Genomic DNA, 25,488 nt, shown 5'->3' on the forward strand with positions numbered 1-25,488 from the left:
TTATAGGACTTATGGGACCTGGAGGACGTGGAGATCCTCATTGTTGGTCCTCATCCCTGGAGAGCAATTATGACCGAGCCTAATCCCTCAAAACCCCAGGGTACCTTGTACCGCCGCCACTCGCTGGCTGTGCGCATCATGCATTGGCTCGCCGTCGTCACACTTCCCATCCTTCTTATGAGCGGCCTCAATATCTTCAATGCCGATCCCGAACTGCACTGGGGCAAGTCCTCCTATACCGGCGCCCCGCCGCTCCTGGAGATGCGGAGCAGGCAAGACGCCAATGGCGGGTTGATCGGCGTCACCAGGATCTTCGGGCACGAGTTCGATACGACCGGATTCCTGGGTGTCTCCGACCGCGGTGACGGCATGCCGGAGCGGCGCGGCTTCCCTGCCTGGCTCACCATTCCGGGGAGCAGATGGCTGGCCATGGCGCGCCGCTGGCACCTGACCTTTGCCTGGGTGTTCGCGATCAACGGCATCTGCCTGGTCGGGTATTCTCTCTTCAGCGGGCACCTGCGGCGGGACCTGCTGCCCACCGGCCAGGACTGGCGTTCCATCGGCCCGACCCTCAGGGACCACCTGCTGCTCCGCCACGCCACCGGTGAGGCGGCCAAGCGTTACAACGTGCTGCAAAAGCTGGCCTACCTCAGCGTGATCTTCCTCCTGTTCCCGCTGGCCATCGTGAACGGCCTCGGTTTGTCCCCCGCACTGGACGCGCTGGTGCCGGGGTGGGTCGATATCTTCGGCGGCCGGCAGTCCATGCGGACGATCCATTTCATCATCACCTGGGCGCTGGTGGCCTTTACCGCCGTGCACCTGTTCCAGGTGGTGGTCACCGGCTTCTGGAACAACCTGCGCTCCATCATCACCGGCAACTATTGGGTGACGGAGCCCATGCCGATACCGGAGACCGTGCCGGAGCCGGCAGCGGTGCCCGAGCCCGAACCGGCACCCGTGACGGAGCCAGGGCCGGAGCCGGAAGCGGAGAAGGCGCCCGAGACCAAAGCGGATACGGAGACGGATCATGAACGAAGATAAGGGACTCACCCGGCGCAGCCTTCTGGCCCGCGCGTTTGCCGGAGTAACCGCGCTGACCCTTGCGGGGTGCCAGAAACTCTCGGAATCCACGTGGTTTCCCAAGATCCTGGGGGTGGGGGAGAAGGTGAGCTACAGGACGCACCGGCTGTTCCTGCCCCACAAGGCCATGGCCCAGGAGTTCACGGACGCCGACCGTTCCCCGCAGTTCAGGAGCAACGGCACGGCCATGCCTGACAATCCGGAATATCAGGCCCTTGCGGAGAGCGGGTTTGCCGGATATCGCCTGAAAGTGGGAGGGCTGGTGGAGCGCCCCATGAGCTTTGCCCTGGCCGACCTCCGGTTGCTCCCCAGCCGGGTTCAGACCACGCGCCACGACTGCGTGGAGGGATGGAGCGCCATCGCCGAGTGGAAAGGGGCGCGCCTGGGGGCGCTTCTGGAGGAGGTGCGGCCCAAGCCCAACGCCCGCTACGTGGTCTTCCACTGCGCCGACCCCATGGAGGACGACGGGACCTCGCCCTACTACGAGAGCATCGACATGGAGGACGCATTCCACCCCCAGACGATCCTGGCCTACGAAATGAACGGCAAGACGCTGCCCGTCGCCAACGGTGCGCCGCTTCGGCTGCGGCTGGAACGGCAATTGGGGTACAAGATGGCCAAGTACGTCATGCGCATCGAGCTGGTGGAGGATTTTTCCGCCATAGGCGGCGGCAGGGGCGGGTACTGGGAGGACCAGGGGTATGAGTGGTACGCGGGGGTCTGAGCCCGGAGAACCCCAAGACGCTCACGTGCGGTCCCGATACACGGTGATTCTCCCGATTCCGCTGGACCCGGAGGCAACTACCCCATGAAGAAGACTCCCCGTTTTAAGGACTATGCAAATACGTCGACGCTTGAAATCGAGGCCGACGAGGAGGAATACCTGTATATCCGGGAATCCCGGATACCCGGCGCAGGCAATGGGTTGTTTACCGCGATACCGATCTACCGGGATGAGGTGATCTCTCTTTTCAAAGGGAGGACCCTCTCGGAGAAAGAGGCGCAACGCAGGGTGGAAAACGGCCAGGACGCCTATTTCATGAACATGCCGGACGGCACCATACTGGATTCCATGGATGTGAAGTGCTTTGCCAAATATGCCAACGATGCCACCGGGGCGGTCAAAACCGCGTACCGGAACAATGCAACGATAACCCTGGACGAAAAGGGCCATGTCTGTATCGTGGCGAACAGGAGGATCCCGGCCGGTGGGGAGATCTACTGCGCCTACGGCACGGGCTACTGGAAGAAGCGTTCGGCCACGGGGGATTCGGCCTGACCGCCTTCCGCGAGGATGCGCCCCCACGGCACCCAAAGGAGCACGGCATGGAAACCAGGATCGACGAAATCGCACCCCACCTCTACCGCCTCTCCACCTACATCGCCAAGATCGACCTCCAGTTCAACCAGTTCCTCGTGGATGACGACGAGCCGCTCCTGTACCACACCGGCCTGCGGGGCATGTTCCCGCTGATCCGCGATGCCGTGGCCACGGTCCTGGACCCGGCGCGCATCCGCTGGATAGGCTTCAGCCATTTCGAGGCCGACGAATGCGGCTCCCTGAACGACTGGCTGGCCCTGGCCCCCCACGCAAAGCCGGTGTGCGGCATGATCGGGGCCATGGTCAACATCGACGATTTCATCTGCGGCCGGGCGCACATCATGGCCACCGGCGAGATACTGGCCACCGGCCGCCACCGGTTCCGATTTCTGGAGACGCCCCAGGTCCCCCATGCCTGGGATGCCAGCCTCCTGTTCGAGGAGACCGGCTCGACCCTGTTCTGCTCCGACCTCTTCCTCCATAACGGCGACCTCCCCCCCGTGACGGAAAACGACGTGGTCGGGCCGGCCCGGAAGGCGCTCACCACCTACGAGGCGGGGCCGCTGGCCCATCCCTATCCCTATTCCCGCCTGACCGACACCACCCTGCACATGCTGGCCGACCTCAAGCCCAAGCGTCTCGCCGTCATGCACGGCTCGTGCTTCAGCGGCGACGGGGAGAAGGCCCTGCGGGACCTGGCGGTGATGTATGCCGAGGTGTTGGGGGAGTAGGGAGGAGGTAGCTGGAGAGAGGGGAGGGGCTGTTCAGATTTTGAGATTTACGGGCCCGCCCCCGTTTATCTCTCTCTAGGGATGAGCCAAAGCCTCATAACGACTCTCTTTTTAAGCTCATTTGCCAGGGAGGGGGCCAGATCTTCAACTGATGGTTTCCATCACGCCGCCAAATACCAACTTCTTCTTCCCATCTTGGCCACTCGTCATTGTAGTACTTATCCATGGAAGGGATATAATTTATACAATTATTTACCATTATCAAGCTTATCAGCATCAGTATCAGGCAGTTGAAAATGGAATTTGCGCCTTTATTGCCATACGCAGAAACCAAAAAGATCATTATCATGGCACTTGGAGCAAAAATGTAGCGTGGGCCTCCAACACCGTTGATAGATAGCTTGACAGATATTGTATAAACAGTGATTGCCGAGAATATGATGAACAACATATCTGTGTTGTTTCGGTGTATTACCAGCAGCGGGAGTATAATCAAGAGCATTACGAAACCGGTCAAAAAATATACTGCTACATATTTTTCAAGTACGGGCATATTCCATAACGTGATCATAAGATGCATTGTCATTTTATCTATTTTATCAACAAAATCATAATTAAGCGTATTATCGCTGGCCAACAATTTACTTGTTAACAAGGTTGTTTGTTTAATTATTTTAACATAAGTTTCATCGACAGATATGAAACGTTCTGTTAATTCATTAGCATTATGCAATAGGGTATATACGAATACTGATATCTGCAAGATTGAGCATGATGTTAAACAATAAGCATATGTCATATATTTTTTCGATTTTGTTTCGACTGCCTTGATAATAAACAATGGCGTCATAATGCAGGAGAGTATTCCGGTCAAACCGGCCAATGCTAATAGTGACAATTCTGTTTTAGATATCCTGTCATTTTCAGTTGGATATTTATCCAATAAAATAATGACTGTTAATATACAAAGCCAATATTGTATTCCAACTGTTGTCAGCCATATCTGACCCGGACAAAGCAGAGGGAAAGAGATGGCAATCAAATATCGCTTGAAATGCGTATTAAATAGTGAAATGTCACTCCACACAACATAGAGCGACACAGATAGTTGTAAAATTAAGGCCTCGTAGGTTGTTATCAAGGGTGAAATTTCCAGAGGGAATAGGGCTGCTAATGAAGTAGAAATAACATTATATAATGCGTAATAACCAAAATGCGGCGTTAACAGATAATGCAGAAATGAATTATTGAATGCAAATTGGAAGAAAATGGAACCCTCTTCGGCGTAAAAACGCGGATGATACAACAATTGGGGCTTGCGAAAAATGGTCGCAGCAAAAACTGCTATTGTCATAAGGATATTCGGTATATTGCTTCTAAAACTAATCATTCACACTCCAGATTTTCCCCACGTGTCGCGTCTGCATTCTACATAAAATGGAAAATGTGGACGCGACCCTTATGCGTTTTCCGGCATTGCCTCCGACCCCTACACCCCCTTCTACTCCCCGCCCCCGCAAATTTCAACCGTAAAATCAGCATGTTAAAAAAATTAACACTATTGCAAAAGTGTTAAAAAAATTACCATTCCGGGCCATCCCGCCACATCCCACTCAACCCCCCGACATCACACAAAAAAAGAAACCCGGACCACTACCGGATGTCTCTCTTTGTATCATTTTGACCCAACGTCGCCCGAATCCTGAATGCACGCGATGGTCAAATCCCGGCCAATTCAGATATTGCCACCGGAAACACCTGGGGCTATAGTTACTCCGTATCCCGGATTCTCCAACGCGCTCTCCCAAAGGATAACCCATGAGATTGGCGGATTATGCAATGAACTATGCCCGTTTGTTCCCGTTTCTGGCGGTCTGCATCCTGTCCGGCTGTGTGAGCGGAGCGCAGCAGCAGAAGGGGAGTTGGCCGTGGGAGTACAACAGACAGGAGGGAAGGTACCCGACCGGCGATTATGTTGCCGTCAGCGGGCCGGTGGCCAATTTCGGGGATGCGCCCAAGGCCGTGAAGCCGGTGACCCCGGAATCCCTTGCGCCGCCCGCACCCGCCGCAGCCTCTCCCGCCGGGGCGGCGTCGGCGAAGACTCCACCTCCCCCGGCGTCCCCGGCCCGTAAACCGGGTCCGGGCGCGGTTACCGGCCAGGCACAACGGGGCTACGACTTTACCGTGGCCGAGACGAAGATACTGTCGCCGTCGTATGTGCCCACGGGTTCGGTCCGCGAGGCCTACGACATCGTTGCCTGCAATCGCGGCAACGCCCCGGTCTCGGTCACCATCGGTGGCGGTACTGCGTCGGAAAACATGGCCACGGACAAGCCCCTGCCCGTTACGGCGGTCGTGCCACCCCATACGGATCAGGTCCTGGTGCGGGTATCGGCCAGGATGAAGAACAAGGCCTACCGGTTCGGGTACACCACCTCGTGGAGCATTGGCGACCATAGGGCGCGCCACCAGTGCCCGGAACACTACCGGTTCCCCTTCGGGGAGAAGGTACGGGCCTTCGCGAGCGTGGGCGATCCCGCCGGTTCCACGTCCTATACCCGCTATGCCGTCGTCTTCTCCCTGCCCGCCGGCACCCCCGTGCTTGCCGCGCGCAAAGGCGCGGTGGTCCGGATCGACCCGTCCGACGACAAGATCGACATACTCCACGACGATGGGACGATTGCATCCTACAGTCATCTCGGCGGGATCGGCGCGGGGGTCGCGGCGGGGAAGGCCGTTGCGGCCGGTGAGGCCATCGGCACGGCGGGTGCGGCGGATAATCGGGAAGTCGTGTTCTTCCAGCTTACCGTGTGGCGGCCGGAGCCGCGGCCCAGCGCCTCGCCCCTGGCAAACGGGCCGAATCCGGGCTATGACCTCGTTTCGTTCCCCCTGGAGTTCTGCACCACGGATACCGGCGGGTGCAGGGTTCTGACCCAAAGCCAATGGGTGGCGAGGAACGGGGCAGCCGACGTGAAGAAACAGGGTAAGCGCGGGACAAGACCGGCAGTGCGCAAGGGTGGGGGGAGTTGAGGCGGGATATTCGATAGAAGGCGATTCCGGGGAAGGTAGACACCACTCCCCGGAACCGCCCGATCCCGTCTAGGAGGTATAGCCGTAGGCGTGGGCTTCGACCGGCTCAAAGGAGAAACAACCCTTGGGACAGTTCTGCCCGCAGGCCTTGCAGCCGATACAGTTCCCGCCGTTGGCGATCTTCATATACGCCTTTACCGTGTCTTCCGTATCCACCTCTTCGTATGCCAGGACGTTCCTTGTGCACGACTTGTAGCAACGGCCGCAGCCGATGCACAGCTCTTTATCCAGCGTTTTGATGAAATCCGGTGTCCACTCGTGCCCGTCTCTGGTCAACCCTGTGATCAATGCCATGTTCTGTTGCTCCTTTGTGTGGTTTTTTGGTGCAAACAGCCTGTTGAACAGCCTTCTCCAACCCATCAGCCGTTCGGGCACAAAAAAAGCCCGAAATACCTGAAAGGCATGCCGAGCTTCGTTGCTTGACCGTCTACTATCAATTTGGTCAAGTATATATGAGAAGGTTACAGGAAGACAAGCTCTGATTTTTTGTGCGATGAACCGTTGCCGGCGAGGCGGTGGTGGGGGAGCGAAACGGCCAACGGCCCGAACGGGGGAAAGCCGGGTGCCGATGGGCAGGCTTGACACCCCGGTCCTCCTCCCATACTATTCGGCGAGCAGGCCGTACACGTTCCACCCTGAAGGCCTACAGGACCAAAGCGATGAAACCCAGCCATACTTTCTGGAACGACGCCGATCTGCCGTTTGTGGAAATGCGCCGCACGCTGCGGAGCACCGTGTCCTATACCGCGCACTGCCACCGGGAGTTCTGTGTCGGCGCGGTCACCGAGGGCGTCACCCTGACGACGATCCGGGATACGGGGTATGCCGCGTCCCCGGGCTCGCTCGTCCTCATCGCCCCGGAATCGGTGCACAGTTGCAACCCCCCGGCGGGCGCGGCCCGCTCCTACATCATGGCGTACCTGGATGTGCGGTGGTGCCGATCCGTCCAGGAGTCGTTATTCGGCCCGCTGGAGAGGTTCCTCTCCCCTGTTCCGGTCCTCCTGGAAAACGAAGCCCTGTTCGCTGCCTTCCTTGAGTTGGCGGACCTTCTCGCCGGTAATGCCTCGTCCCGGGAAAAGACCGTGGGGCTGACCAGGTTTGCCGGCGACCTCTTCGCCGCGGCCTGCGACCCGGTCGAGGCCCGTGACGAAGAGGTGTCCGAAGGTATTATTCGCGAGGTCAGGAATTATTTGGCGCAGCGGCCCGAGCGGAACATAAGCCTGGACGAACTGGCCGCCACCTTTCGCTGCAACCCCTGCCACCTGCTGCGCAGTTTCAAGAAGTTTGTGGGCCTGCCGCCCCACGCCTACATGCTGATCGCCCGTATCGAGCGGGCCAAGCAGCTCCTGCTGGACGGCGTCCCCGTGTCCCGCGTCGCCGTGGAGACCGGTTTTGCCGATCAGAGCCATTTCCACCGGGTCTTTCGCCGCACCCTTGCCGCTACCCCCCGCCAGTATCAGCACGGTTTCGTCAAATAAGTCAATTTCGTACAATATTTCAGGACCGGAATCCGGGCATCATCCCCCTGCCGCCGTGATCGTTCATGACGGCGCTTGCCGACTACGCGAGCATCAGGGGAGGTGTCGTGTCCAAATACTTACTGGAGTTCGGCGCGATCGCCGTCGCGCATTTCCTGGCCTTGATCAGTCCGGGGCCGGATTTCTTCCTCATCGTGGGGACCGCGGCCCGGCAGGGCAGGGCGCGGGCGGCCGCCGTCTGTTTCGGTATCGCCGCAGCCAATGGCCTGTATATTCTGCTTGCCCTTACCGGTTGCGCCGTCGTCAAGAACCGCCCGCTGCTCTGGGCGTCCCTGAAGACGGCGGGTGCGCTCTATCTGCTCTACCTGGCCGTGCTGCTGCTGAGAGCGCCCCCACGGGCCGACCGCGGCGCCGCGGTCCCGGAGAAGGTGGCAGCCTCCTCCCGTTTCCGCTCCTTCGGCGCCGGGTTTCTCTCGGCGGCGCTCAATCCCAAGAACGCCGTTTTCTATCTCAGCCTCTTCGCCCTGATCGTGGACCCGAAAACCCCGGCCGGGGTTCAGGCCGTGTATGGCGCATGGATGTTCTGCGCGGTGCTGGGCTGGGATCTGCTCGTCGCCCGGACAATCGGTAACGGGCGTGTCACACGCTATGTGGACGGCTCCGCGCACTGGCTGGAAAAGGGCTCCGGGATCGTCCTGTTCATCCTGGGGATCATCATGCTGGTCCGGTAGCGGCGGCGCATTTTATTCAGGGAGAGTGCGGGATGACGGCGGCGTCGGAGGGAGGGTGTCAGGTATGCTTCCCAACGGGCTTCCCGCGCAAAATCAGAAAGCCGATGGTTCCCGCTACCAGCGAACTGAGCAGGATGCTTGTTTTCGAGTTCTGGACGATCTCAGGGGTGTCGAATGCCAGCAGGGTTATGAATATCGACATGGTAAATCCGATGCCGCTCAGAAAACCCGCACCGACGATATGGTTCCATCGGACATCCTCGGGCAGGCGGGAGATGCCCCATTTGACGGCCAACAGGCTGAACAGGGTGATGCCCAGCGGTTTGCCGGCGACCAGGCCGGCAAAGACGCCCAGGCTGTTCGGCGACGCCAGTTGCGGAACCCAATTGCCGGTCAGGGCGATTCCAGTGTTTGCCAGGGCGAAGACCGGCATGATCAGGAAGGCCACCGGTTTGTGCATGAAATGCTGCAATTGGTAGGACGGCGATTTTTCATCCCCGTTGCGGAAGGGGATGGCAAAGGCGAGCAGCACCCCGGCGATCGTGGCATGAACACCGGATTGCAGCATAAAGTACCACATGACGACGCCGGGTATGAGATAGGCGCTCAACCTGTTCACGCCGAAACGATTCAAGGCCAGTAATCCGGCATATACCCCCAGGGACAAGATGAAATACGGGAGGGAGAAGTCGCTTTGATAAAACAGGGCGATCACCAGGATTGCACCCAGGTCGTCTATGATGGCCAATGCGGTCAGAAAGATCTTGAGCGATACGGGGACCCTGTCCCCGAGCAGGGCAAGCACCCCGATGGCGAAGGCAATGTCGGTCGCCATGGGGATGCCGGCGCCGGCTTGCGTCGCGGTGCCGGAATTGAACAGGAAGTGCAGCAGCGCGGGCATTATCATGCCGCCTATGGCCGCGATAATCGGCAATGACGCATTTTTTGGGCGGGACAGCTCCCCGATGTAGATTTCCCTCTCGATTTCCAACCCGATCAACAGGAAAAAAATGGACATCAGGCCGTCATTGATCCAATGTTCCAGGCTATACTTCAGGATAAAGGTATCGCCGACGCCCAGAGCGATCTTGGTGTGCCAGAAATCCAGATAGTCTTGCCCGAAAGGTGAATTGGCGATGCCAATCGAGGTAATGGTGCAGAGGATCAGGATGATTCCGGACGTTTTCTCGTTATTGAAAAATTCAATAAAGAGTTTGGTTAGTTTTATTTTCATATATTTGAAATATCCTCCGGTTTTTGCTTCCGTTCGGGGTGAGGATACCATGTGGCGGCACTGATTTTATGCCACCCGATTAGAGGAATAACTATGGTCAATCTAATACAGCTTCGTGCATCCGGTCAAGCCCGGCCATGCCATTTTTCCGGCCGGGAAACGTTTGTGTCGTTGACAATCTCCTTTTCGTGAGAGAAACTTGGTAGACCGGCAACATATTGGAATCATTTAATGCTGCCTTTGGTGACGTGCTACAGTTTGTGGGGCATTCTGCCGATTATTATAAATTGAATGGTAACTATTGGGACCTGCTGCCGCTGGAGCGGGCAGTGCATCTGAAACGCTGAAAAGGGGAGAGGCAATGGCCTTGGAGTATTCACCTATCGTGCTCGACTCGATCAACCACGAGAATTTTCCGAAGGTAGAGCTGTTCGTCAAGCTCGACGCGAAATACACGCTCTATAAACCGGAAAATACCAAGCTCACTATCCACAATATCGAACGGTTGCGCGAAAACGGGACGGAGTTCGTCTACATCAACAGCAAGGATTCGGAAGAAGTCCAGGCGCATGTGGAAAAGAGACTGGACGATTCCCGTGCCGTCAATATCCTGTCGCAATATTCGAAGAACCTCATCTGCTGCCAGATGATCATCAAATGTATCGACGACGTTTTCAAGAAACCCAACCAGGCCGCTCCGTTCGAAAAATGCCGCACCATGCTGGGAAAGGTGTCTCTCCAGTTCGGGGACAGGAACGAGTTGATCAACCTCTTTGCCAAGCTCGAAGACAATTTCGATAAATACCTCATCAATCACTCGGCGCAGACCACGATCCTTTCGATGTTCATGTGCGACAAACTGTTCAATGCCGGGAAGGACGAACTTGTCGGCATCGGTGTGGGGGCCATGCTGCACGATATCGGGATGTTGTCCGTGTCGAGCGATATTACCGACAAGATGGACGTCCTCTCGGAGGACGAATATTACCGGGTCAAGCTCCACCCGAAATACGGCGTTGACCTGCTCAATAACGCAGGGGTCAAGAGCCGGATCGTGCATGACATTACCCTGAACCATCACGAACGGCATGACGGCAGCGGGTATCCGAGGGCGCTGGTTGGCCCTGATATCCCCAGGTACGCGATGCTGGTGTCCATCTGCGACATCTACTGCGCCCTGACCATGAACCGCCCGTACAAGGCCGCATCAACCCCTGCCGAAGCCCTGCGGACCATGAAGAGTCAAAAGCAACTCTTCGACCCGGATATCTTTGGGGGCTTTTTGGCGATTATGGAGGATAAATCCCATAAGGAAGCGGTTGTGGAGGAGAAAAAAACGCCCGAAATGGTCAAGACCCTCGATATGGCCGAGATCCGGGAGATGAGAAAGCAGATGCGGAACCCGAACGTCGATCGCAACAAGCTGGTCAGGATGCATTCCATCATAACGGATAACATCAATAACTCGTTTGGCGAAGAACGTCTGGCCTTGACCGAACTGAGAACGGAATTGAAGAATCTGCTCAGATCGCTGTTTGCGGAAGGGCCGGAAAAAAGATAAAGAACCGATGGGAAAGGCCCCCGAAGCGCCCTTTTCTCTCCCCAGGGGACGGCTACCGATCAGGCAGAGTCGGTTGCCGCGTCCCGGCTGGCCCCCCCAAATTACCCAGAGCGGGAAGACTCCTTTGTGGCCGCAAACGTAATTAGCTTGGTATTGTGTCCCAATTGGCATACTGTGGTACTTGAGGTGCTTATGGAAAATGTCAAGGTGGCGATAGATGCGAAAGAATTGGCGCAGCGGATCAACAGGGTATTGACCAAGGGGAAACACCGCCTGGTGAGGTCGCGCAGCGATAGCGACAAGCTGAACCTGGGCGAATGGTACGTCGTCAGTACCTCCACAAACGCGGTTACGTCCTGGCATAGCGATATCGTGGAGTTGGCGCAGGAAACGGCCGCGTTGCAGCCCCACGAATATTTCGACCCGGAGCGGCCGGACAAGAAGCCCGCTCGCGAGCGCGATGAATACTACTGAAATGAAGGCCTGCGCCCAGGGAAAGGCAGTGTCTGCAGGTCGGAAAACCGGCCGCTGCACGTAATTCCTGGGGGCGCTCCGGGCGAATCACGCCGGCGCCCGTCAGATTTCAATCATGAATTCCGCCCCGTCGGGGCCGTTCCTCACCGTCAGACTCCCTCCCATGTTGGTCTCGATGATGTTCTTCGACAGGAAGAGCCCGATCCCCGTGCCGTTCATCCCTTTGGTGCTGAAGTACGGTTCGAATATGTTGTCGATGATCTCCCCGGGGATGCCGCCGGCATTGTCGCTGATGGTTATCACCGATATGCCGTCCCGGACCGTGGAGGTTACGGTTATCGTTCCATCGGCAATCTCGCGTTCCACAAGCGCGTCGCGGGCATTCTGCAGGATGTTCAGGATCACCTGGGAGAACTCGTTGGGATAACCGTTGATCCGTGCGTTGCCGTCGAGCCGGGTCTTGAGCGCTATCTGATGGTGCCTGAAACCATCCACTACCAGGCTGATGGACTGTTGAATCGCCGAGGCCACGCTAAAGTCGCTTTTCTCCTTGTCGGGCTTGAAGAAGTTCCTGAAGTCGTCGATGGTCTGGGACATGTGGTGGATCAGCTTCATGGCATCCCTGGTGCTGCTGTCGAGAAGCTCCTTGCTGAAATCGCCCGTCTCGTAAAACAGGGCCAGGCGCTGGATGTTCAAACCCAGGACATTCAGAGGCTGGCGCCACTGGTGGGCTATATTGTTGAGCATCTCCCCCATGATCGCAAGGCGGCTCTGGTACAAAAGAAGCCGGTCCTTTTCCCGGAGTTCGGCGGTGCGCTCGGCGACCCTGATCTCCAGCATTTCGCTGTACTGCTGCAGGGCTTCCTCCAGTTTGATGCGGTCCGTGACCTCCAGTGCCAGGGAGAGGATCGACCGCAGGTTCCCCGAATCGTCCAGTAGCGATGAGTTGTACCATTCGCAATGGACGACCGAACCGTCCTTGCGGTAGTTGCGGTTGGCCGAAAACCTGCTGGGATTCTTGCCGTTTTGCAGGTCGGAAACGACCTGGGCCACCTGGGGCGAGTCATCGTCATAGATCCAGCGGAAATCTTCCAGGCGCTTGCCCAACACCTCCCCTGCCTTCCAGCCGAAGATGCGTTCGGCGGCGCCGGACCAGCGGGTAAGCCGCATATCCGGCCCCCATTCGATCACCGCCAGCGGGGAGTTATCGATATGGTAGTTCAGCCGTTGCGTCAACTCCCGCAGCTGCTCGTCGCCTTGCCGCGCCGCCGCCGCTTCCCGCTCGGCCCGATGGCGCGCCGTGCGCAGCTTCCCGGCCAGCAGGCTCACTCCGACGCTGGCGGCCACCCAGATGACCTGCCTCATTACTTCACCATGGTCGGAGGGGTTGAACCGGTCGAACACGACGTTGACCAGGAACAGGGCACCAAAGGTTGCGATCAAGCCCGGCCCCACGCCTCCCAGGGCCGCGGCCACCACGACCGCCGGGTAGAAGCCCAGGTACTGCTCCGGGTCCACCGCCTCCGGCACCAGCCAGCCGAACAGCGCCGCCAGTGCGGTGGCCGCCACGGCAATGCCGTAGCGGTACGTGAAGCTCCGTTCCGTACTTTGGGATGTTGCAATGTCGGATAGTTTCATGGTGTGCCATCCTGGGGCAGGGGCTCCCTGGAAACGTGAAACCTTGGAAGCGTGTCGCTTGACCGGGAGGCATCGTTGCAGGGAGACCATAGCCGGAAAAACTGGCCCGGATGTGAGAATAATAGTCTCAATAACATGTTTTTCCACGGTGTCACAATGGTTTTGTCGAGACTGCCGGACCTCTGTCATTGATGCCGCCCCGGCCTGGACGGTCCATGGCAGTTGTTACTGATGTACCAGGTTCCGAAGGGCGACACCCGGTATGCGCCAGCGGCGTGTTGCCTTGCCGGAATGTCCGAATTTCATACCTTATTTGCGGTATGGAGTGCCTGCTTTGGGGCGATTCGGCTGGCATCGGGGCGGTATTTTGTTTTGTAATATACTGAATTATAACAATATTTCTTTAAAAATGCATTTGGCACCACCTGTGCAATACCTAGAGCAAGCTTTTAAATTTATCTGGAGGTAATACCAATGAAAAAAGTTCTCTCCACCATCGTAGCCGCTATCGTTGCTCTGTCCTTCTCCGCCGTTGTTTTCGCTGCTGACGCTGCTGCTCCTGCTGCTGACGCCGCTGCTCCGGCTGCTGAAATGAAGAAAGAAACGAAGAAACCGGCCAAAAAAGCCAAAAAAGCCAAAAAAGCCAAAAAAGTGAAAAAAGAAGAGAAAAAAGAAGAAGCTCCGGCTGCTCCGGCTGCCAAGTAATTTTTCCTTCACCGGAATGAAAAAGGCCGCATCGAAAGATGCGGCTTTTTTTTGGTCGTTTTTCCTTGGTATCGACATGTCTCCCGAAACAATAGGCCGGCCTGACTCTATCCCCATGAAGTCAGGCTGTTGCAGCCGTTCGGGTGGTCCTTTGCACTGATGTCGACTAAGATTGAGCAATTGACGGTATTCCTGATCCGGCAGAAACCCTTTTCGGACCGCACTGCTTGCAAACCCGCTTGATGCCCTTCCCAGGTCCTCCGAATTGTCACCGCCTCCGCAAATTTTGCGCCTTTATAACCCCCATTTTCCTCATTAACCCCCCGACCATACCCGCTACCACCGGAACAACGAAACACCAGAGGGCCGCTGGCGGCGCTATCCGTGGGGCCGACTATTAAAATGGTCAACAAGCCGGTCCGGCGGCATCGAATGTGCAAATTGGGTGCACGTGCGAACCAGAACGAACCATAAGTCACACAAACATCTGCCACAGGGACACTGAGCACTTCGACGGCTGGAACCAGTTTAGAAGGTGGAAGGGAATATACGGTACAAGGGGCGGGTAACCCCAGAAGCGGGGGTACGACATCGATCCCCTTTATCTTTGCGCACTCGATATAAGCCGTTTTGTTTTAACGTTTCCTGTGTCTTCGTGTCTCTGTGGCAGATGTCGAATCCATGAGAAGGTACCCCATGAACAGCGCACGCGCATTTGTTTCCACACTCCTGACCGGGACTGTTATCGCCCTCTGGCTCGTTTTCTCCCCGCTACCGGTCATGGCTGCGCCCCTGGCATCCCAATTCTTCGCTACCGACCCCACGGCTGCCCAGATCATGACCGGCATCACCTACGACATGAACGACCCGAACTGGATCGTCGCCACCAAGGAGAATCGAAATATCTTTGCCTTCAAGGTCTTCTCCGGGTTGTTCATGCTCGGCTACCAGACCGAGATGGGGTACAACTACGGCCTCAATGACCAGCAGGTACGGGCCATCACGGCCTTCCAGGCCCGTAACGGCTTGCCGGTGACCAGCGTGGTGGACAGTACCTGTCTGAGCATGATCGACCAGCAACTGGTGTCCCGTGAGCAGGCGTTGGCTGTCACCGGACAAGGGTTTCTGCTATACAACCACATGCAGCAGCTCCTGGCCAACGACGTCTCCAAGGACACCCTGGCCACCATCTACAGTCTTCCCATGGCCGTGCTGCCCCATTACCTCCGGATGTCCGGCTACGAGACGGTTCAGTGCATCGTGGGGCAGTGCGTGGGCACCATCAAGGATGCCCAGGGTGTGGACCTCTCCATCTACGCCACACCGGTGGATGTGACCAGCGACTACCGCTTCGTGGGGGCCTATTTCGACCCGGCGGTATCCAGTACGCGCTTTCCCAGCGCCGCCGTGGACGCGGATACAGTGCTGCACGAGTACGCCCACTATCTGGACGGTCATCTGTACCGGAACATCAACCGCGCCGGTCAGCCGCTGTTCGGCGTCCTGGATACCACGGGCTTCTCCGACATCTCCTACGACATGGCCGCCTGCGCCAACGGCTGTTGCCCCCGGAGAAGCTCCGACCCCATGGAGTGGATCAGCAAGTACGGCTTCACCGCCGGCGTCGGCACCTGCCCGGCCGGCAGTTCCTACGCGGAGGAGGAGTGGGCCGAAGCGTTCTCCATGTACGTGGCCGCGGGGCGGGACTTCCGTAGTGCGGCCCAGGCCAATGCCACTATCGCCCGGAAGTACGACTGGCTGAAGGACAACGTGTTCATGGGGCTGGAGTACGACACGGACCTGCCCAGGGGGATGGAGAGCGGCTGCAACGACGTGTATGGCACCGCCGCCGCCCTGCCGGGGTATGCCAAATGCGACGACGCTTATCTTTGGGACTTCACGCTCCCCCTGGTGGCGGCCAGCGTGGACACCACCCCGGCGGCGTTCTCCTTTGCCGCTGAAACCGGTGTGGAGATATCCACCGTCACCGTCTCGGCCGGGGCCACGGTGAACGGCATCAATTGGGGCGCGCCGGTCACCGTGGCCGGCGGGGAATACGCGATCAACGGCGGTGCCTACGGCTCGGCACCGGGCGTGGTGCATAACAACGACACGGTGGTTGTGCGCCAAACCTCCTCCGCCTCCTACGGCATCCAAACCGATGCGGTGCTGACCATCGGTGGCGTCTCCGCCACCTTCAGCGTCACCACCCGCATTCCGGCCCAACCGACCATCTCCGGCTCTCCGGCCACGGCGGTCATGACCTCCGTTCCCTACTCATTCACCCCCGCCTCCGCAAACGCCGTCTCCTTCACCATCAGCGGCACACTGCCCGCAGGACTTACCTTCGACCCGGCCACCGGCAGCCTGAGCGGCACCTTGGGTGTTGCCGGCAGTTACGGCCCCCTTGTCATCTCTGCGTTGAACGGCAATCTGTCTGCGGCGCTCCCCGGTTTCACCATCACGGCCACGGCCCCGGTGGGCAGCTTTGCCGCCACCGGATCCCTGAACACCGGCCGGGAGGAGCACACCGCCACCCTGCTCAGTAACGGCAAGGTGCTGGTGGCGGGCGGGTACGACTGGCTCAATACGTCGACCGCCACGGTGGAGCTGTACGATCCGGCCACCGCAACCTGGAGCCCGGCCGCGGCCATGACCTCTCCTCGGGCCGGACATACCGCCACCCTGCTGCATGACGGAACGGTACTGGTGACGGGGGGATACGACGACAATTACGCCACCCTGGAGAGCTCGGAGCTGTACGACCCGATCACCGATACCTGGAGCGCCGTAGGAGCCATGGCCTCCTCCCGCAGCGGCCATACGGCAATCCTGCTGCCAAGCGGCGCGGTACTGGCGGCAGGCGGCATGGTCGGCGGCATGAGCATCGCCGGGGCCGAACTGTACGACCCGGCGAGCAAGACGTGGCAAGCGACGCCCCCCATGGCAACAGCCCGCTCCTACCATAGCGCCGTACTGCTCAATAACGGTAAGGTCCTGGTGGCCGGCGGGTATGACGCCGATGTGGCCATAATCCCCAGTGCCGAGTTGTACGACCCGGCCGCCAACACCTGGAGCCAGGCTTCCGCCATGCACCAGGCCAGGGCCAACCACGCGGCAAACCTGCTCCCGGACGGCACGGTCCTGGCCTGCGGCGGTTTCGACGAGAATTACGCCACTTCCGCCACTGCCGAACGCTACGACCCGGTGGCCGACCGATGGAACGCGGCCGCCCCCATGTCGTCCCAGCGCGCCTTTCATACCTCCACCCTGTTGAGTCGCGGCCTGGTTCTGGCGGCCGGAGGCCAGGGGGCCTCCGGCTCCCTGGCCACGGCCGAAGTGTACGACCCGGCGGGCAACGCCTGGATCGCCTCCGGCCCCCTGGCCGTCGCCCAGATGTACCACAGCGCCACCCTGCTTACTAACGGCCTGGTGCTGCTGGCAGGAGGCAATTCGGAGGTGGCCTCCGCCGTCACGGATGCCCAGGTCTACGACAACGGCCAGACCCCGGACTACGCGGTCATCTTCGTCAGCGGCGGCAACGGCTCCGTCACCGGGGTCGCGGCCCAGCGGATCGCTCGGGGAGGGAGCGCCACAACGGTCGTTGCCGTCCCGGTCACCGGCTACCGGTTCGTCGACTGGACCGGCACGAATGGTTTCGCCCCAAGCACAGCCAACCCCCTGAGCGTGGCTGCGGTAACGGCCGGTATGACCGTCACGGCAAACTTTCTGCCGCTGCCCGACGGCGTCGTGGTATCCGGGGGCGCTACGCCCAATGTGGGGGATGTCCTCGCGGTCTTGCGCCACGTGACCGGGCTGGCGTCCCTGACCCCGGCCCAGAAAGCCCATGCCGACGTGGCCCCCCTGGGACCGGACGGCATGCCGCTCGGCAACGGCGTGGTGGATCTGGGGGACGTGCTCGTGCTTCTGCGCCGGGCGGCCGGGCTGGCGAGCTGGTAGGCGCCCTATGGGCAATTCGTGTGATACCGGCGGGATAGGGTGGTTTGTTTATATTAATGGCATTTTTGCGTTGAAACGTATGGTCACGTGCTGTAGAGAAGAGGTGTCATTGAATACAATCCGGGGGTGGGTATGAAGATCGGGGTGATGACCATGAGAGTACTGCTTGCCGTGGCTACCGTGCTGCTCGCTTTCTCCATCGCCGGGGCGGAGATGTACCAATGGGTGGACGAGAACGGCGCGGTGACCTTCAAGGATACGCCGCCTCCCGCATCCAAGAAAAAGAAAAAGGTTAAGGTCTACCGGGACAACGACTTCGCCCCCGCCCCGCCCCCCCAGCCGGTGTCCGCAAAGCCCACCGGCAAGAGTGCCGCCGCACAGGTAGCGCAACCGGCGCCATCCCCTCAGGTGCATTTCACCGGCACAGTGGAGTTGTACGTTACCTCCTGGTGCGGCTACTGCAAACGGGCCCAAAGTTATCTGAAGAGCAAGGGCGTCCCGTATGTGGCCTACGACATCGAACAGGACAGCGCCGCCAGACAGCGGCACAAGGACCTGGGCGGCCACGGCGTGCCGCTGATCATCATCGGCTCGCACAAGATGAACGGCTTTTCTCCGGAGGAGATGGATTATTATCTGAACAACGGCAGGTAGGGGCGGGGGAAGGGCATCCGGTTTCCTGAGAGGTGGTTCAAGGACATCAAGCCGGATTCCGGTCGTTGATCCATGAAGTAACTGATTGATACGATAGTGATCTTGAGGGAGGTCTCGTGCGCGGGCTAGCCCGTGGCCAGGACAACGGTAAGCTCGACCCCGTGTTCTCTCTTTTGTTGCACCTTGGTAGTCATGACTTTGTCAATAACTCCCTCACCTTTCCCATAAACGTATCGCAGGTGAATGGTTTGGCGAGAAAGTGCTCGCTGTCTTCCAATTTGATATTGGTGATCCCGCTTTTGTCGTATCCCGAGATGTACAGTACCGCACCAATATCTTGCCGCGCTTCCTTCAGCCTGGTAAACAACTGCCTGCCGTCCATGCCGGGCATAACCAGGTCGGAGATCAAAAGATCGATCTTTCCCGAAAGTTGTCGGGCAATGGTAAATGCCTGGTCCGGCCCCTCCGCCACATGTATCGTGTAGCCCAACTCGCCCATCAGTTCAGAAATCATTCTACGCACCGAGTCATTGTCCTCGACCAGCAGGATTGTCTCATTTCCGGTGAAATCTTTTGAAACCGTTTTCGCCATGCTGACGGGCAGTTCGGGGTTCTGGTCGTAACACGGGAAATACATTTTGAATGTCGAGCCGTTGCCCTCGGTACTGCTCACCTCGATATGCCCGTTGTGCTGCCTGACTATTCCATAGACATTTGCCAGGCCGAGTCCGGTACCATGTCCGGCTTCTTTCGTGGTGAAAAACGGTTCGAATATATGCTTCGCGGTTTTCTCGGACATGCCGCAACCGTTGTCCTCAAAGGAAAGCAGGACATAACAGCCGGCTACCATTCCAGGATGATTCTGGGCATACTCGTCATCGATCAGGGCCTTGCCGGTCTCAATGGCGATAACGCCTTGCGCGGCGATGGCATCCTTGGCATTGATAGCCAAATTCAGAAGGACCTGTTCCAGCTTTGACTGGTCAGCCAGGATTACTTCAGGCAGTGGGGAGAGATTGAGCCGTATATCGATGTTTTCGCGCAAGGTGCGCCGGATAATAGGGTAAAATGACCGAATGGTTTCGTTGATGTCCGTGGCTTTGATGAGCATGACCTGCTTGCGGCCGAAGCTGAGCAGTTGCTGTGTCAGGTCCCGTGCCTTATGCGAGGCCGAAATGATCGATTCGAGCTTTCCGTAAGCCTTTTTATCGTCCTTGGGAATCACCTTTTTCAGCATGTCGGCATAAATTATGATCGGTGTGAGAAGGTTGTTGAAATCATGGGCCACTCCTCCGGCCAAGTGGCCAATGGCCTCCATCTTCTGGGACTGGTGCAGTTGTTCCTCAAGGGCCACTCGTTCCGCCTCGACGCGGTTGCGCTCGATGGCAATGCCGGCAAAGGCCGATGCCTGCTCGACGAGACGGAGTTCCTCCTCACCCGGCGATGCCGGATGGCGGTGATAGACGGCGAATGTGCCAAGTACCTTGCCGGAAGATGACCGTATCGGTTCCGACCAGCATGAACGCAGACCGGCCTCCCCGGCAGAGGTGAAGCCTTCCCAGAAAGGGTGGGTGGCAATGTCTTCGACGACCACCCGTTCATTTCGGTATGCCGCCGTGCCGCAGGAGCCGATCCCCTCACCGATCCTGGTCAGATTCACCGCGGCATTATAAGCATCCGGCAGGCTCGGCGCCGCCCCGTTCAAAAGCCGCTTGCCATCTTCACTGACCAGAAGGATCGAACAGAGCGCTTCCGGCCGCTCCCTCTCGATGGCCGAGGCAATGAAGCCCAGAAGATCGGGAAGCGATTCTCCGCGGGCGATCCGCTCCAGTATCTCTGAACGGGTATGTTCACGTACTTCCGACTTTTTCAGTTCGGTGATGTCCTTGACCACATGAACGGCCCTGAATATCTTTCCGTATTCATCAAAGACCGGGTCCAGTGAAACATCGAACCACTTGTCGGCCGCCTGAAACTGCACGGAGGCGCGCCGCCCTGTCGCTATCATTTCGTTGAACGGGCACTGACCCATGGGAGGTGAGCCCCCATGGGCGACGTCGCAGCAGCGGTCCCCGCAGATATCCTGCGGCGGACGCCCAAAGATGCTCTGAGTGGCACTGTTGGCCCGGAGAATGGCCCGATTCATATCGAGAAGCCAGATGGCATCGGCGGAGGCATCGAAGGTCTGCTGCCACTCCTGCACGATCATTGAAAGCTTTTTGTCAGTCTCCTTGTGTTCTGTGACGTCATCAACGGCAATGATGGCGCATGCCTGGCCTGAAGCCACAATCGGTTCAATGCTGATTTTCAGCCACATGTGTTTTTTGACGGCGTCACTGGATCGCTCCAGTTGAATTTCAACGCCATAGCGGGCCTGACGTGACTTCATGATACTCTGAACCATCTCCCGCAGGCTACAGACGGAACACTCCGGGGCATGACCGCATTCATGGTTGTCCTGTGTCGTGTAGGCGCAATCGAAAACCTGGCCGGGCACAAGACCGATAATGCTCGCAGCCCCCTTGTCGCAGATTGCCTCCATGGCGCGGTTCGCCTCGATAACCCGGCATGATTCACTGATGATCATCATGCCGACAGGCGCCGCTTCAAAGATGGACCTGGCATTGTCCCTTTCAGTGGCTGCAGCCTCTTCAGCGTGCTGGCGGGATGCTATCTCGGCTTCCAATATGTTCGTTTGAAGGTGCAGTTCGTTTTCAATCAACTCCCGCCGCTGGATTTCCTCTTCCAACTCCCGAAGTTTCTTCAACAGTTCCGGGTAGTAGCTTTTCTGTGATGACTGGTCGCCACGTCCTGCTATTTGCTCATGGAACTCTTCCCGGCTATTTTGGGGATCAAAGGATTTCGTCATGGATTCGCTCGATTTCAGTTTGTATCGGTTTGCGCTGGTTGGTCGCCTTGCAGGGGGCCGACGGGCATTTGTGGCTGGATGGTGGGTACTGGCCCCGCCCGCTGTGTGCCGCACGGCGCTTTTCAGCGCAAACCCCGCGTTCCGTCCCTTGTGAATTGGGAGAGGCACCGGGAAACGGTCTGCCGGAGAAGCCCGATCTGTTCAAACAATCCACGATCCTGTCTGTCTGGTCGACAGGCCGCCGGGATGCCATGATCAGAAACAACGGGCACGTATTTGAGACCGGATCGACATGCTACCGGTTCGCCGCGGCAAGTGAACCGCTTTTAAAGTATCATCTCGGTAACAACGGGCTTGCAAAACGGCACTGCCGAGACCATGTCCATGTCTTCAGGTTTCTATTGATTATATTAATTGTTTGGATGTAGTAATGTTGCTAAAGGTGCAATAAAACTACATTTAATTATGTATACCACCACGTAGTCAAATACTCAACAAATTATTAAAATATGATTATAAACAGATATCAATAGATATGCGGCGCGAACAAGCGCTCCACCTCGCTATTTCCCTTGGGGCCGGACAACAAACCCGCGGCGCCGGCGTGGTGAATCCGGGGGGCGTCATCATAATTCTGCGTCGGGTGGTCGCCTGGCAAGTTGGTAGTTGGCTGGGGTTACCGGGGGAAGGAATCCTCCGGTGCGGGAAATTCTGAATGGGCAGGGATGTAACCGGTCACTTCCCGGCCGAGCTTGCGCACATGGCTGATGAACACGGGATGAGCACGGCATCGATCTTGTGGGCTATCTCATGCCGCTCTCCATGACCGGCACGCCGGGCCGCTTCGGGCCCCGCACGGCCGCAAAAATACGAGAGGCTAGCGGGGCCGGCTTTTTTCGAATTGTGCCTGTACTTCCTTTTGCATGTCGAACTGACGCTCGACCAGCTTTTGCAACTGCTCCGCCGAAATCTCTCCCAAAACCTTCTGCCGCACGATGCCGTTGCCGTCCAGGATGAAAACGGTGGGGAAGCCGAACACCCCATATTGTTCCGAAGTCGTGGTGTGTTCGTCCGTGAGCAACGTGAAGGTCAGCCCGTTGTCTTTCGCGAATGACTCCACCAGCTTCGCCGGACTTCCCACGTTGACGGCCAGGATCGCCAGGCCCTTGTCCCTGACGCGGCGGTAGAAAGGTTCGAGCAGTTTCACCCGGTCGCTGCAGCAGGTATTGGCCCAGAAGTACAGGACAACGACCTTGCCCTTGAACCGGCCGATGTCCACGGGCTCGCCCCGGAGGTCGCTGCCCGGGGATGAGGGCGGTTTTTCGCCGATCACGACCCCCTGCTTGTTGTCGCAGCCGGGGCAAAGACAGAGGATTGCCGCCATAAGCAGGGCGGCTCCAAAGATCGGCCTGAACATGGTCGGGCGCGGTGAGGATGGTTTCATTTTTTCAAGCTCCGTGATGGATCGCCCCTGTGTTTCATACGCATCATTGTCTGAAATATGACTCCAGGTCCGCAGGCAGCCCATAGCCGCGGTAAGCCACCACGCCCGATCTGCCGATGATGACGCAGTAGGGCATCCCCGGCACCCCGAAGGACTTTGCCACATCACCCCTGGGATCGACGACTATTTCGTAGCCGGGTTTGTTATCGGCGACGAAGCTCTGGATATCCTCAAGGCTCTCACCCTCGTTGACACCGATCACCTTCAGGAGCGGGTCGGAGTTCAGGGAGTTGAGATGGGGCACCTCTTTCCGGCAGATCGGGCACCAAGCCGCCCAGAAGGCGACAATTACCGCCTTCCTGCCGATGAAGGGTATCAGGGTAACCTGCTCCCCGGTTGGCGTCCTGAGGTCGAGTTCGCCCAGGATCGGCCTGGCTGCCTCCCGGGTACCGCCGGTTTCCGCCTTTGCCGGTCCGGGCAAGGCGAGGGCAAACAGGCAAAGGAATGCCACAAGGGTCAATGCGGTTGAACGATACGCCATGATCTGCTCCCTTTCCCAAAGCCCCGGCATGTCGCAGGAGGCTTTCAGGAATAACTTAACGCGGCTTTGGTTCGGCTTCCTTCCAGCTTACGATCCTTCCCGTTCCGGTGTCAACGAACCTTTGGAGCGAGACGTTCGCGCCTCCGCCGCACCGGCAACGGCTTTCCGGGACATTGCCCGCCGCTTTACCCCTGGCTGTCCCTCATCTCCTTGATTACCTCGATGATCTCTCCCCTGGTCAGGATGCCCTTCTTTTCCAGGACCGTTATCAGGGCCAGCATCTCATAGCTGTGGGAAACCACCAACTCCTCCAGGGACAGCATCTGTTCGTCGTCAAGCTTGTTCGTCATGGATGATCCTTTGCACGGGCCGTTTTGATTTGATGGAATACTTCCTGTCCTCGGTCATGACGTGATCGATGAGCCACTTCCACAGGTGCAACACTATTTCCTTCGACACCATCACCTCATTTGCGCCGTGGGTATGGTGGTATTTGCCTATCATGGCGGAGAACGACCGGTGTTCCGAGAGATGCTTGTTGATATCGGGGTATTCGATGCTCTTCATGTGCTGCTCTTCCGCATGGAAATGGTAGGTGCTGTAGGCGACCAGTTCCTCGATGACGGCACTGAGTTTTGTTCTGTTCTTGTTCAGGCAACTGTCGTAGAGCTTGTTGAACACTTCGAACAGGTTCTTGTGATGGTTGTCCAGCTCTTCGTTGCCCACGGAATATTTCCTGCTCCAGGTAAAATGTTCCATACGGTGCTCCGGTTATTTGCGTATGATCAGGGCAAGGCCGGCGAGTGTCAGCAGGATGCCCAGGAGACGTCCGACCGACAAGGGCTCCCGGTAGACGATGATGGCGACCGGGATGAGCATGAGCGCCGCCAGGCCGTTGACCGCTATGCCGGACCATTGGAGAGAGCCGCCGGTCCGGTAGAAAAACAGAAAGCCGATCTCGATCAGGAACGCTCCGGCGCCAAGAGCTGCGACAGGCCAGTTCAGCACCTGGGCGCTATAGGAGGTGACGGCTGTGCCCTGAAAGAACGGCGCAGCCGCGGCCGAAAGCAGGAACGCAAAACCATAGGCGCCCATGAGAATGACCATGGGGTTAGCCGTCGCCGCCAGGGTTTTTTGCCCTATATGGTAGATGGCATTGCCGCCCGCGGCAATGAATATGAAGATAACGAATGGCTTCATCCCGGACCTCGGCCTACCTCCCTTTGTATCTGTACGTCGTCCCGGCCGGACCGGGAGCGAATGCCCCGCTACCACTTCTCCAAATGGATCTTGTCCTTCCGGTACTTGTCCTTGGGCTTGTCCTCGCCGGTCGGGACGCCGATCAGTATGACGTTCAGAGGGATGACGTTGGCCGGTATGCCGAGCACACTGCGCACGTGTTTCATCTTTTCCTCATAGGGATATGAGGCGGTCCAGTGCCCGCCGAGTCCCAGCGCCTCGGTGGCCAGCAGGATATTCTCGCTGGCCAGCGAGGCGTCGATGACCGCGAAGTCCTTGCTCTTCAGGTTGGCTATTTCCGGTTCCGCGCAGACGACAATGACCGCCCCCGCCTTGTAGATACCCCGCGCGTTCGGCAGACCGGCACCCAGGGCATCCCGCTTCTGCTTGTCGGTCACCACCACGAACGACCACGGCTGCTTGTTGACGGCTGTGGGCGCGGCCATGCCGGCCCGGATGATCTTGTCCAGGTCTTCCGTACCGACCGTCGCCCCGGTAAAGGAGCGGACGCTCTTCCGGGAATGGATGACGGAAAACGTATCTTTCGCCGTGTCGGCCGCTTTGGCCGAAACAGCCCCCGCCGACAACAAGGCGGCCACCAGGCAGATAAAGGCAATTCTCATGTCCCAACCCTCCAATGAAGATGCTTTTCAAAAAAAAACGCCCATTGCGGAAACAATGGGCGATTGTGCTATGGTCCGGATATCTTTGTCAACGGATTAACTGACCGGCTCGGGG

The 25,488-nt window shown here is 58.1% G+C and carries 23 protein-coding genes; 12 read left to right on the top strand and 11 right to left on the bottom strand.

Annotation, left to right across the window (positions count from 1 at the left end; all coding sequences use genetic code 11):
- The first annotated feature begins 69 nt into the window (after positions 1 to 69).
- From LDN12_RS17240 to LDN12_RS17255, 4 genes are all read left to right on the top strand, one after another.
- Complete coding sequence (locus LDN12_RS17240) at positions 70 to 1,041, top strand: cytochrome b/b6 domain-containing protein (RefSeq protein ID WP_223923882.1); 972 nt, start codon at positions 70 to 72, stop codon at positions 1,039 to 1,041.
- Complete coding sequence (locus tag LDN12_RS17245; RefSeq protein ID WP_223923883.1) at positions 1,028 to 1,804, top strand: molybdopterin-binding protein; 777 nt, start codon at positions 1,028 to 1,030, stop codon at positions 1,802 to 1,804. The genes LDN12_RS17240 and LDN12_RS17245 overlap by 14 nt, the downstream gene beginning before the upstream one ends.
- Before the next feature lie 84 nt (positions 1,805 to 1,888).
- A complete protein-coding gene (locus LDN12_RS17250; protein ID WP_223923884.1) occupies positions 1,889 to 2,359 on the top strand; it encodes an SET domain-containing protein-lysine N-methyltransferase in 471 nt (156 codons plus the stop codon).
- 47 nt (positions 2,360 to 2,406) lie between these two features.
- On the top strand, positions 2,407 to 3,132 hold the full coding sequence (locus tag LDN12_RS17255) for a hypothetical protein (protein WP_223923885.1): 726 nt from the start codon (positions 2,407 to 2,409) through the stop codon (positions 3,130 to 3,132).
- 94 nt (positions 3,133 to 3,226) lie between these two features.
- Here the strand turns inward: LDN12_RS17255 and LDN12_RS17260 are convergent, their stop codons facing one another.
- The gene (locus tag LDN12_RS17260) at positions 3,227 to 4,486 is read right to left on the bottom strand and encodes a hypothetical protein (protein ID WP_223923886.1); all 1,260 of its coding nucleotides are present in this window, start codon (positions 4,484 to 4,486) and stop codon (positions 3,227 to 3,229) included.
- Between the two features lie 464 nt (positions 4,487 to 4,950).
- Between LDN12_RS17260 and LDN12_RS17265 the strand changes: the two genes are divergently transcribed.
- Entirely contained in the window at positions 4,951 to 6,162 is a 1,212-nt protein-coding gene (locus tag LDN12_RS17265; protein ID WP_223923887.1) for a peptidoglycan DD-metalloendopeptidase family protein, read from the top strand.
- 69 nt (positions 6,163 to 6,231) lie between these two features.
- Here LDN12_RS17265 and fdxB read toward each other — a convergent pair whose 3' ends face one another.
- Positions 6,232 to 6,516, bottom strand: a complete 285-nt coding sequence (gene fdxB, locus LDN12_RS17270; protein ID WP_223923888.1) for a ferredoxin III, nif-specific — start codon at positions 6,514 to 6,516, stop codon at positions 6,232 to 6,234.
- 365 nt (positions 6,517 to 6,881) lie between these two features.
- Here fdxB and LDN12_RS17275 point away from each other — a divergent pair, with 365 nt between their 5' ends.
- Both LDN12_RS17275 and LDN12_RS17280 read left to right on the top strand, forming a co-directional pair.
- A complete protein-coding gene (locus tag LDN12_RS17275; RefSeq protein ID WP_223923889.1) occupies positions 6,882 to 7,700 on the top strand; it encodes an AraC family transcriptional regulator in 819 nt (272 codons plus the stop codon).
- Positions 7,701 to 7,807: 107 nt separating this feature from the next.
- On the top strand, positions 7,808 to 8,431 hold the full coding sequence (locus tag LDN12_RS17280; RefSeq protein ID WP_223923890.1) for a LysE family translocator: 624 nt from the start codon (positions 7,808 to 7,810) through the stop codon (positions 8,429 to 8,431).
- 58 nt (positions 8,432 to 8,489) lie between these two features.
- On the opposite strand, the gene nhaA is transcribed toward LDN12_RS17280, so the two are convergent.
- Positions 8,490 to 9,665: a Na+/H+ antiporter NhaA gene (nhaA, locus tag LDN12_RS17285; protein ID WP_223923891.1), complete on the bottom strand. Its 1,176-nt coding sequence runs from the start codon at positions 9,663 to 9,665 to the stop codon at positions 8,490 to 8,492.
- A 361-nt stretch (positions 9,666 to 10,026) separates the two neighbouring features.
- On the opposite strand from nhaA, the gene LDN12_RS17290 reads away from it, so the two are divergent.
- Positions 10,027 to 11,226, top strand: a complete 1,200-nt coding sequence (locus tag LDN12_RS17290) for an HD-GYP domain-containing protein (protein ID WP_223923892.1) — start codon at positions 10,027 to 10,029, stop codon at positions 11,224 to 11,226.
- 192 nt (positions 11,227 to 11,418) lie between these two features.
- Positions 11,419 to 11,700 (top strand): hypothetical protein, encoded by a 282-nt coding sequence (locus LDN12_RS17295; protein ID WP_223923893.1) that lies wholly within the window; start codon positions 11,419 to 11,421, stop codon positions 11,698 to 11,700.
- A 102-nt stretch (positions 11,701 to 11,802) separates the two neighbouring features.
- On the opposite strand, the gene LDN12_RS17300 is transcribed toward LDN12_RS17295, so the two are convergent.
- Positions 11,803 to 13,338 (bottom strand): ATP-binding protein, encoded by a 1,536-nt coding sequence (locus LDN12_RS17300; protein ID WP_223923894.1) that lies wholly within the window; start codon positions 13,336 to 13,338, stop codon positions 11,803 to 11,805.
- Between the two features lie 474 nt (positions 13,339 to 13,812).
- On the opposite strand from LDN12_RS17300, the gene LDN12_RS17305 reads away from it, so the two are divergent.
- The 3 genes from LDN12_RS17305 (at position 13,813) to LDN12_RS17315 (ending at position 18,657) form a co-directional block, all read left to right on the top strand.
- Positions 13,813 to 14,043 (top strand): hypothetical protein, encoded by a 231-nt coding sequence (locus tag LDN12_RS17305; RefSeq protein WP_223923895.1) that lies wholly within the window; start codon positions 13,813 to 13,815, stop codon positions 14,041 to 14,043.
- 696 nt (positions 14,044 to 14,739) lie between these two features.
- The gene (locus LDN12_RS17310) at positions 14,740 to 18,003 is read left to right on the top strand and encodes a kelch repeat-containing protein (RefSeq protein ID WP_223923896.1); all 3,264 of its coding nucleotides are present in this window, start codon (positions 14,740 to 14,742) and stop codon (positions 18,001 to 18,003) included.
- A gap of 132 nt (positions 18,004 to 18,135) precedes the next feature.
- Entirely contained in the window at positions 18,136 to 18,657 is a 522-nt protein-coding gene (locus LDN12_RS17315; protein ID WP_223923897.1) for a glutaredoxin domain-containing protein, read from the top strand.
- 190 nt (positions 18,658 to 18,847) lie between these two features.
- Here LDN12_RS17315 and LDN12_RS17320 read toward each other — a convergent pair whose 3' ends face one another.
- The 7 genes from LDN12_RS17320 to LDN12_RS17350 all read right to left on the bottom strand — a co-directional run bounded on the left by LDN12_RS17320 (position 18,848) and on the right by LDN12_RS17350 (position 25,373).
- The gene (locus tag LDN12_RS17320) at positions 18,848 to 21,526 is read right to left on the bottom strand and encodes a GAF domain-containing protein (protein WP_223923898.1); all 2,679 of its coding nucleotides are present in this window, start codon (positions 21,524 to 21,526) and stop codon (positions 18,848 to 18,850) included.
- Positions 21,527 to 22,403: 877 nt separating this feature from the next.
- Positions 22,404 to 22,970, bottom strand: a complete 567-nt coding sequence (locus LDN12_RS17325) for a peroxiredoxin (RefSeq protein ID WP_223923899.1) — start codon at positions 22,968 to 22,970, stop codon at positions 22,404 to 22,406.
- A gap of 43 nt (positions 22,971 to 23,013) precedes the next feature.
- Positions 23,014 to 23,511, bottom strand: a complete 498-nt coding sequence (locus LDN12_RS17330) for a TlpA disulfide reductase family protein (protein WP_223923900.1) — start codon at positions 23,509 to 23,511, stop codon at positions 23,014 to 23,016.
- 185 nt (positions 23,512 to 23,696) lie between these two features.
- Positions 23,697 to 23,861, bottom strand: coding sequence for a hypothetical protein (locus LDN12_RS17335; RefSeq protein ID WP_223923901.1), 165 nt, complete (start codon positions 23,859 to 23,861; stop codon positions 23,697 to 23,699).
- Positions 23,845 to 24,270 carry a bacteriohemerythrin gene (locus tag LDN12_RS17340; protein ID WP_223923902.1) on the bottom strand — a complete coding sequence of 142 codons (426 nt, stop codon included), beginning with the start codon at positions 24,268 to 24,270 and terminating at the stop codon, positions 23,845 to 23,847. Before LDN12_RS17340 ends, LDN12_RS17335 begins: the two co-directional genes overlap by 17 nt.
- 12 nt (positions 24,271 to 24,282) lie before the next feature.
- Positions 24,283 to 24,711, bottom strand: a complete 429-nt coding sequence (locus tag LDN12_RS17345) for a hypothetical protein (protein WP_223923903.1) — start codon at positions 24,709 to 24,711, stop codon at positions 24,283 to 24,285.
- 68 nt (positions 24,712 to 24,779) lie between these two features.
- Positions 24,780 to 25,373 (bottom strand): nitroreductase family protein, encoded by a 594-nt coding sequence (locus tag LDN12_RS17350; protein ID WP_223923904.1) that lies wholly within the window; start codon positions 25,371 to 25,373, stop codon positions 24,780 to 24,782.
- Positions 25,374 to 25,488: the final 115 nt, after the last annotated feature.

Source organism: Geobacter sp. AOG2, assembly GCF_019972295.1.
Lineage (GTDB): Bacteria > Desulfobacterota > Desulfuromonadia > Geobacterales > Pseudopelobacteraceae > Oryzomonas.

Bases quoted from the DNA above. Each gene is read 5' to 3' on its own strand.
- fdxB (WP_223923888.1), bottom strand. From the start codon at position 6,516: ATGGCATTGATCACAGGGTTGACCAGAGACGGGCACGAGTGGACACCG.
- LDN12_RS17325 (WP_223923899.1), bottom strand. From the start codon at position 22,970: ATGAAACCATCCTCACCGCGCCCGACCATGTTCAGGCCGATCTTTGGA.
- LDN12_RS17255 (WP_223923885.1), top strand. From the start codon at position 2,407: ATGGAAACCAGGATCGACGAAATCGCACCCCACCTCTACCGCCTCTCC.
- LDN12_RS17350 (WP_223923904.1), bottom strand. From the start codon at position 25,373: ATGAGAATTGCCTTTATCTGCCTGGTGGCCGCCTTGTTGTCGGCGGGG.
- LDN12_RS17340 (WP_223923902.1), bottom strand. From the start codon at position 24,270: ATGGAACATTTTACCTGGAGCAGGAAATATTCCGTGGGCAACGAAGAG.
- LDN12_RS17315 (WP_223923897.1), top strand. From the start codon at position 18,136: ATGAAGATCGGGGTGATGACCATGAGAGTACTGCTTGCCGTGGCTACC.
- LDN12_RS17310 (WP_223923896.1), top strand. From the start codon at position 14,740: ATGAACAGCGCACGCGCATTTGTTTCCACACTCCTGACCGGGACTGTT.
- LDN12_RS17265 (WP_223923887.1), top strand. From the start codon at position 4,951: ATGAGATTGGCGGATTATGCAATGAACTATGCCCGTTTGTTCCCGTTT.
- LDN12_RS17345 (WP_223923903.1), bottom strand. From the start codon at position 24,711: ATGAAGCCATTCGTTATCTTCATATTCATTGCCGCGGGCGGCAATGCC.
- LDN12_RS17250 (WP_223923884.1), top strand. From the start codon at position 1,889: ATGAAGAAGACTCCCCGTTTTAAGGACTATGCAAATACGTCGACGCTT.
- LDN12_RS17300 (WP_223923894.1), bottom strand. From the start codon at position 13,338: ATGAAACTATCCGACATTGCAACATCCCAAAGTACGGAACGGAGCTTC.
- LDN12_RS17275 (WP_223923889.1), top strand. From the start codon at position 6,882: ATGAAACCCAGCCATACTTTCTGGAACGACGCCGATCTGCCGTTTGTG.
- LDN12_RS17295 (WP_223923893.1), top strand. From the start codon at position 11,419: ATGGAAAATGTCAAGGTGGCGATAGATGCGAAAGAATTGGCGCAGCGG.
- LDN12_RS17335 (WP_223923901.1), bottom strand. From the start codon at position 23,861: ATGACGAACAAGCTTGACGACGAACAGATGCTGTCCCTGGAGGAGTTG.
- LDN12_RS17245 (WP_223923883.1), top strand. From the start codon at position 1,028: ATGAACGAAGATAAGGGACTCACCCGGCGCAGCCTTCTGGCCCGCGCG.
- LDN12_RS17320 (WP_223923898.1), bottom strand. From the start codon at position 21,526: ATGACGAAATCCTTTGATCCCCAAAATAGCCGGGAAGAGTTCCATGAG.
- LDN12_RS17260 (WP_223923886.1), bottom strand. From the start codon at position 4,486: ATGACAATAGCAGTTTTTGCTGCGACCATTTTTCGCAAGCCCCAATTG.
- nhaA (WP_223923891.1), bottom strand. From the start codon at position 9,665: ATGAAAATAAAACTAACCAAACTCTTTATTGAATTTTTCAATAACGAG.
- LDN12_RS17305 (WP_223923895.1), top strand. From the start codon at position 13,813: ATGAAAAAAGTTCTCTCCACCATCGTAGCCGCTATCGTTGCTCTGTCC.
- LDN12_RS17330 (WP_223923900.1), bottom strand. From the start codon at position 23,511: ATGGCGTATCGTTCAACCGCATTGACCCTTGTGGCATTCCTTTGCCTG.
- LDN12_RS17290 (WP_223923892.1), top strand. From the start codon at position 10,027: ATGGCCTTGGAGTATTCACCTATCGTGCTCGACTCGATCAACCACGAG.
- LDN12_RS17240 (WP_223923882.1), top strand. From the start codon at position 70: ATGACCGAGCCTAATCCCTCAAAACCCCAGGGTACCTTGTACCGCCGC.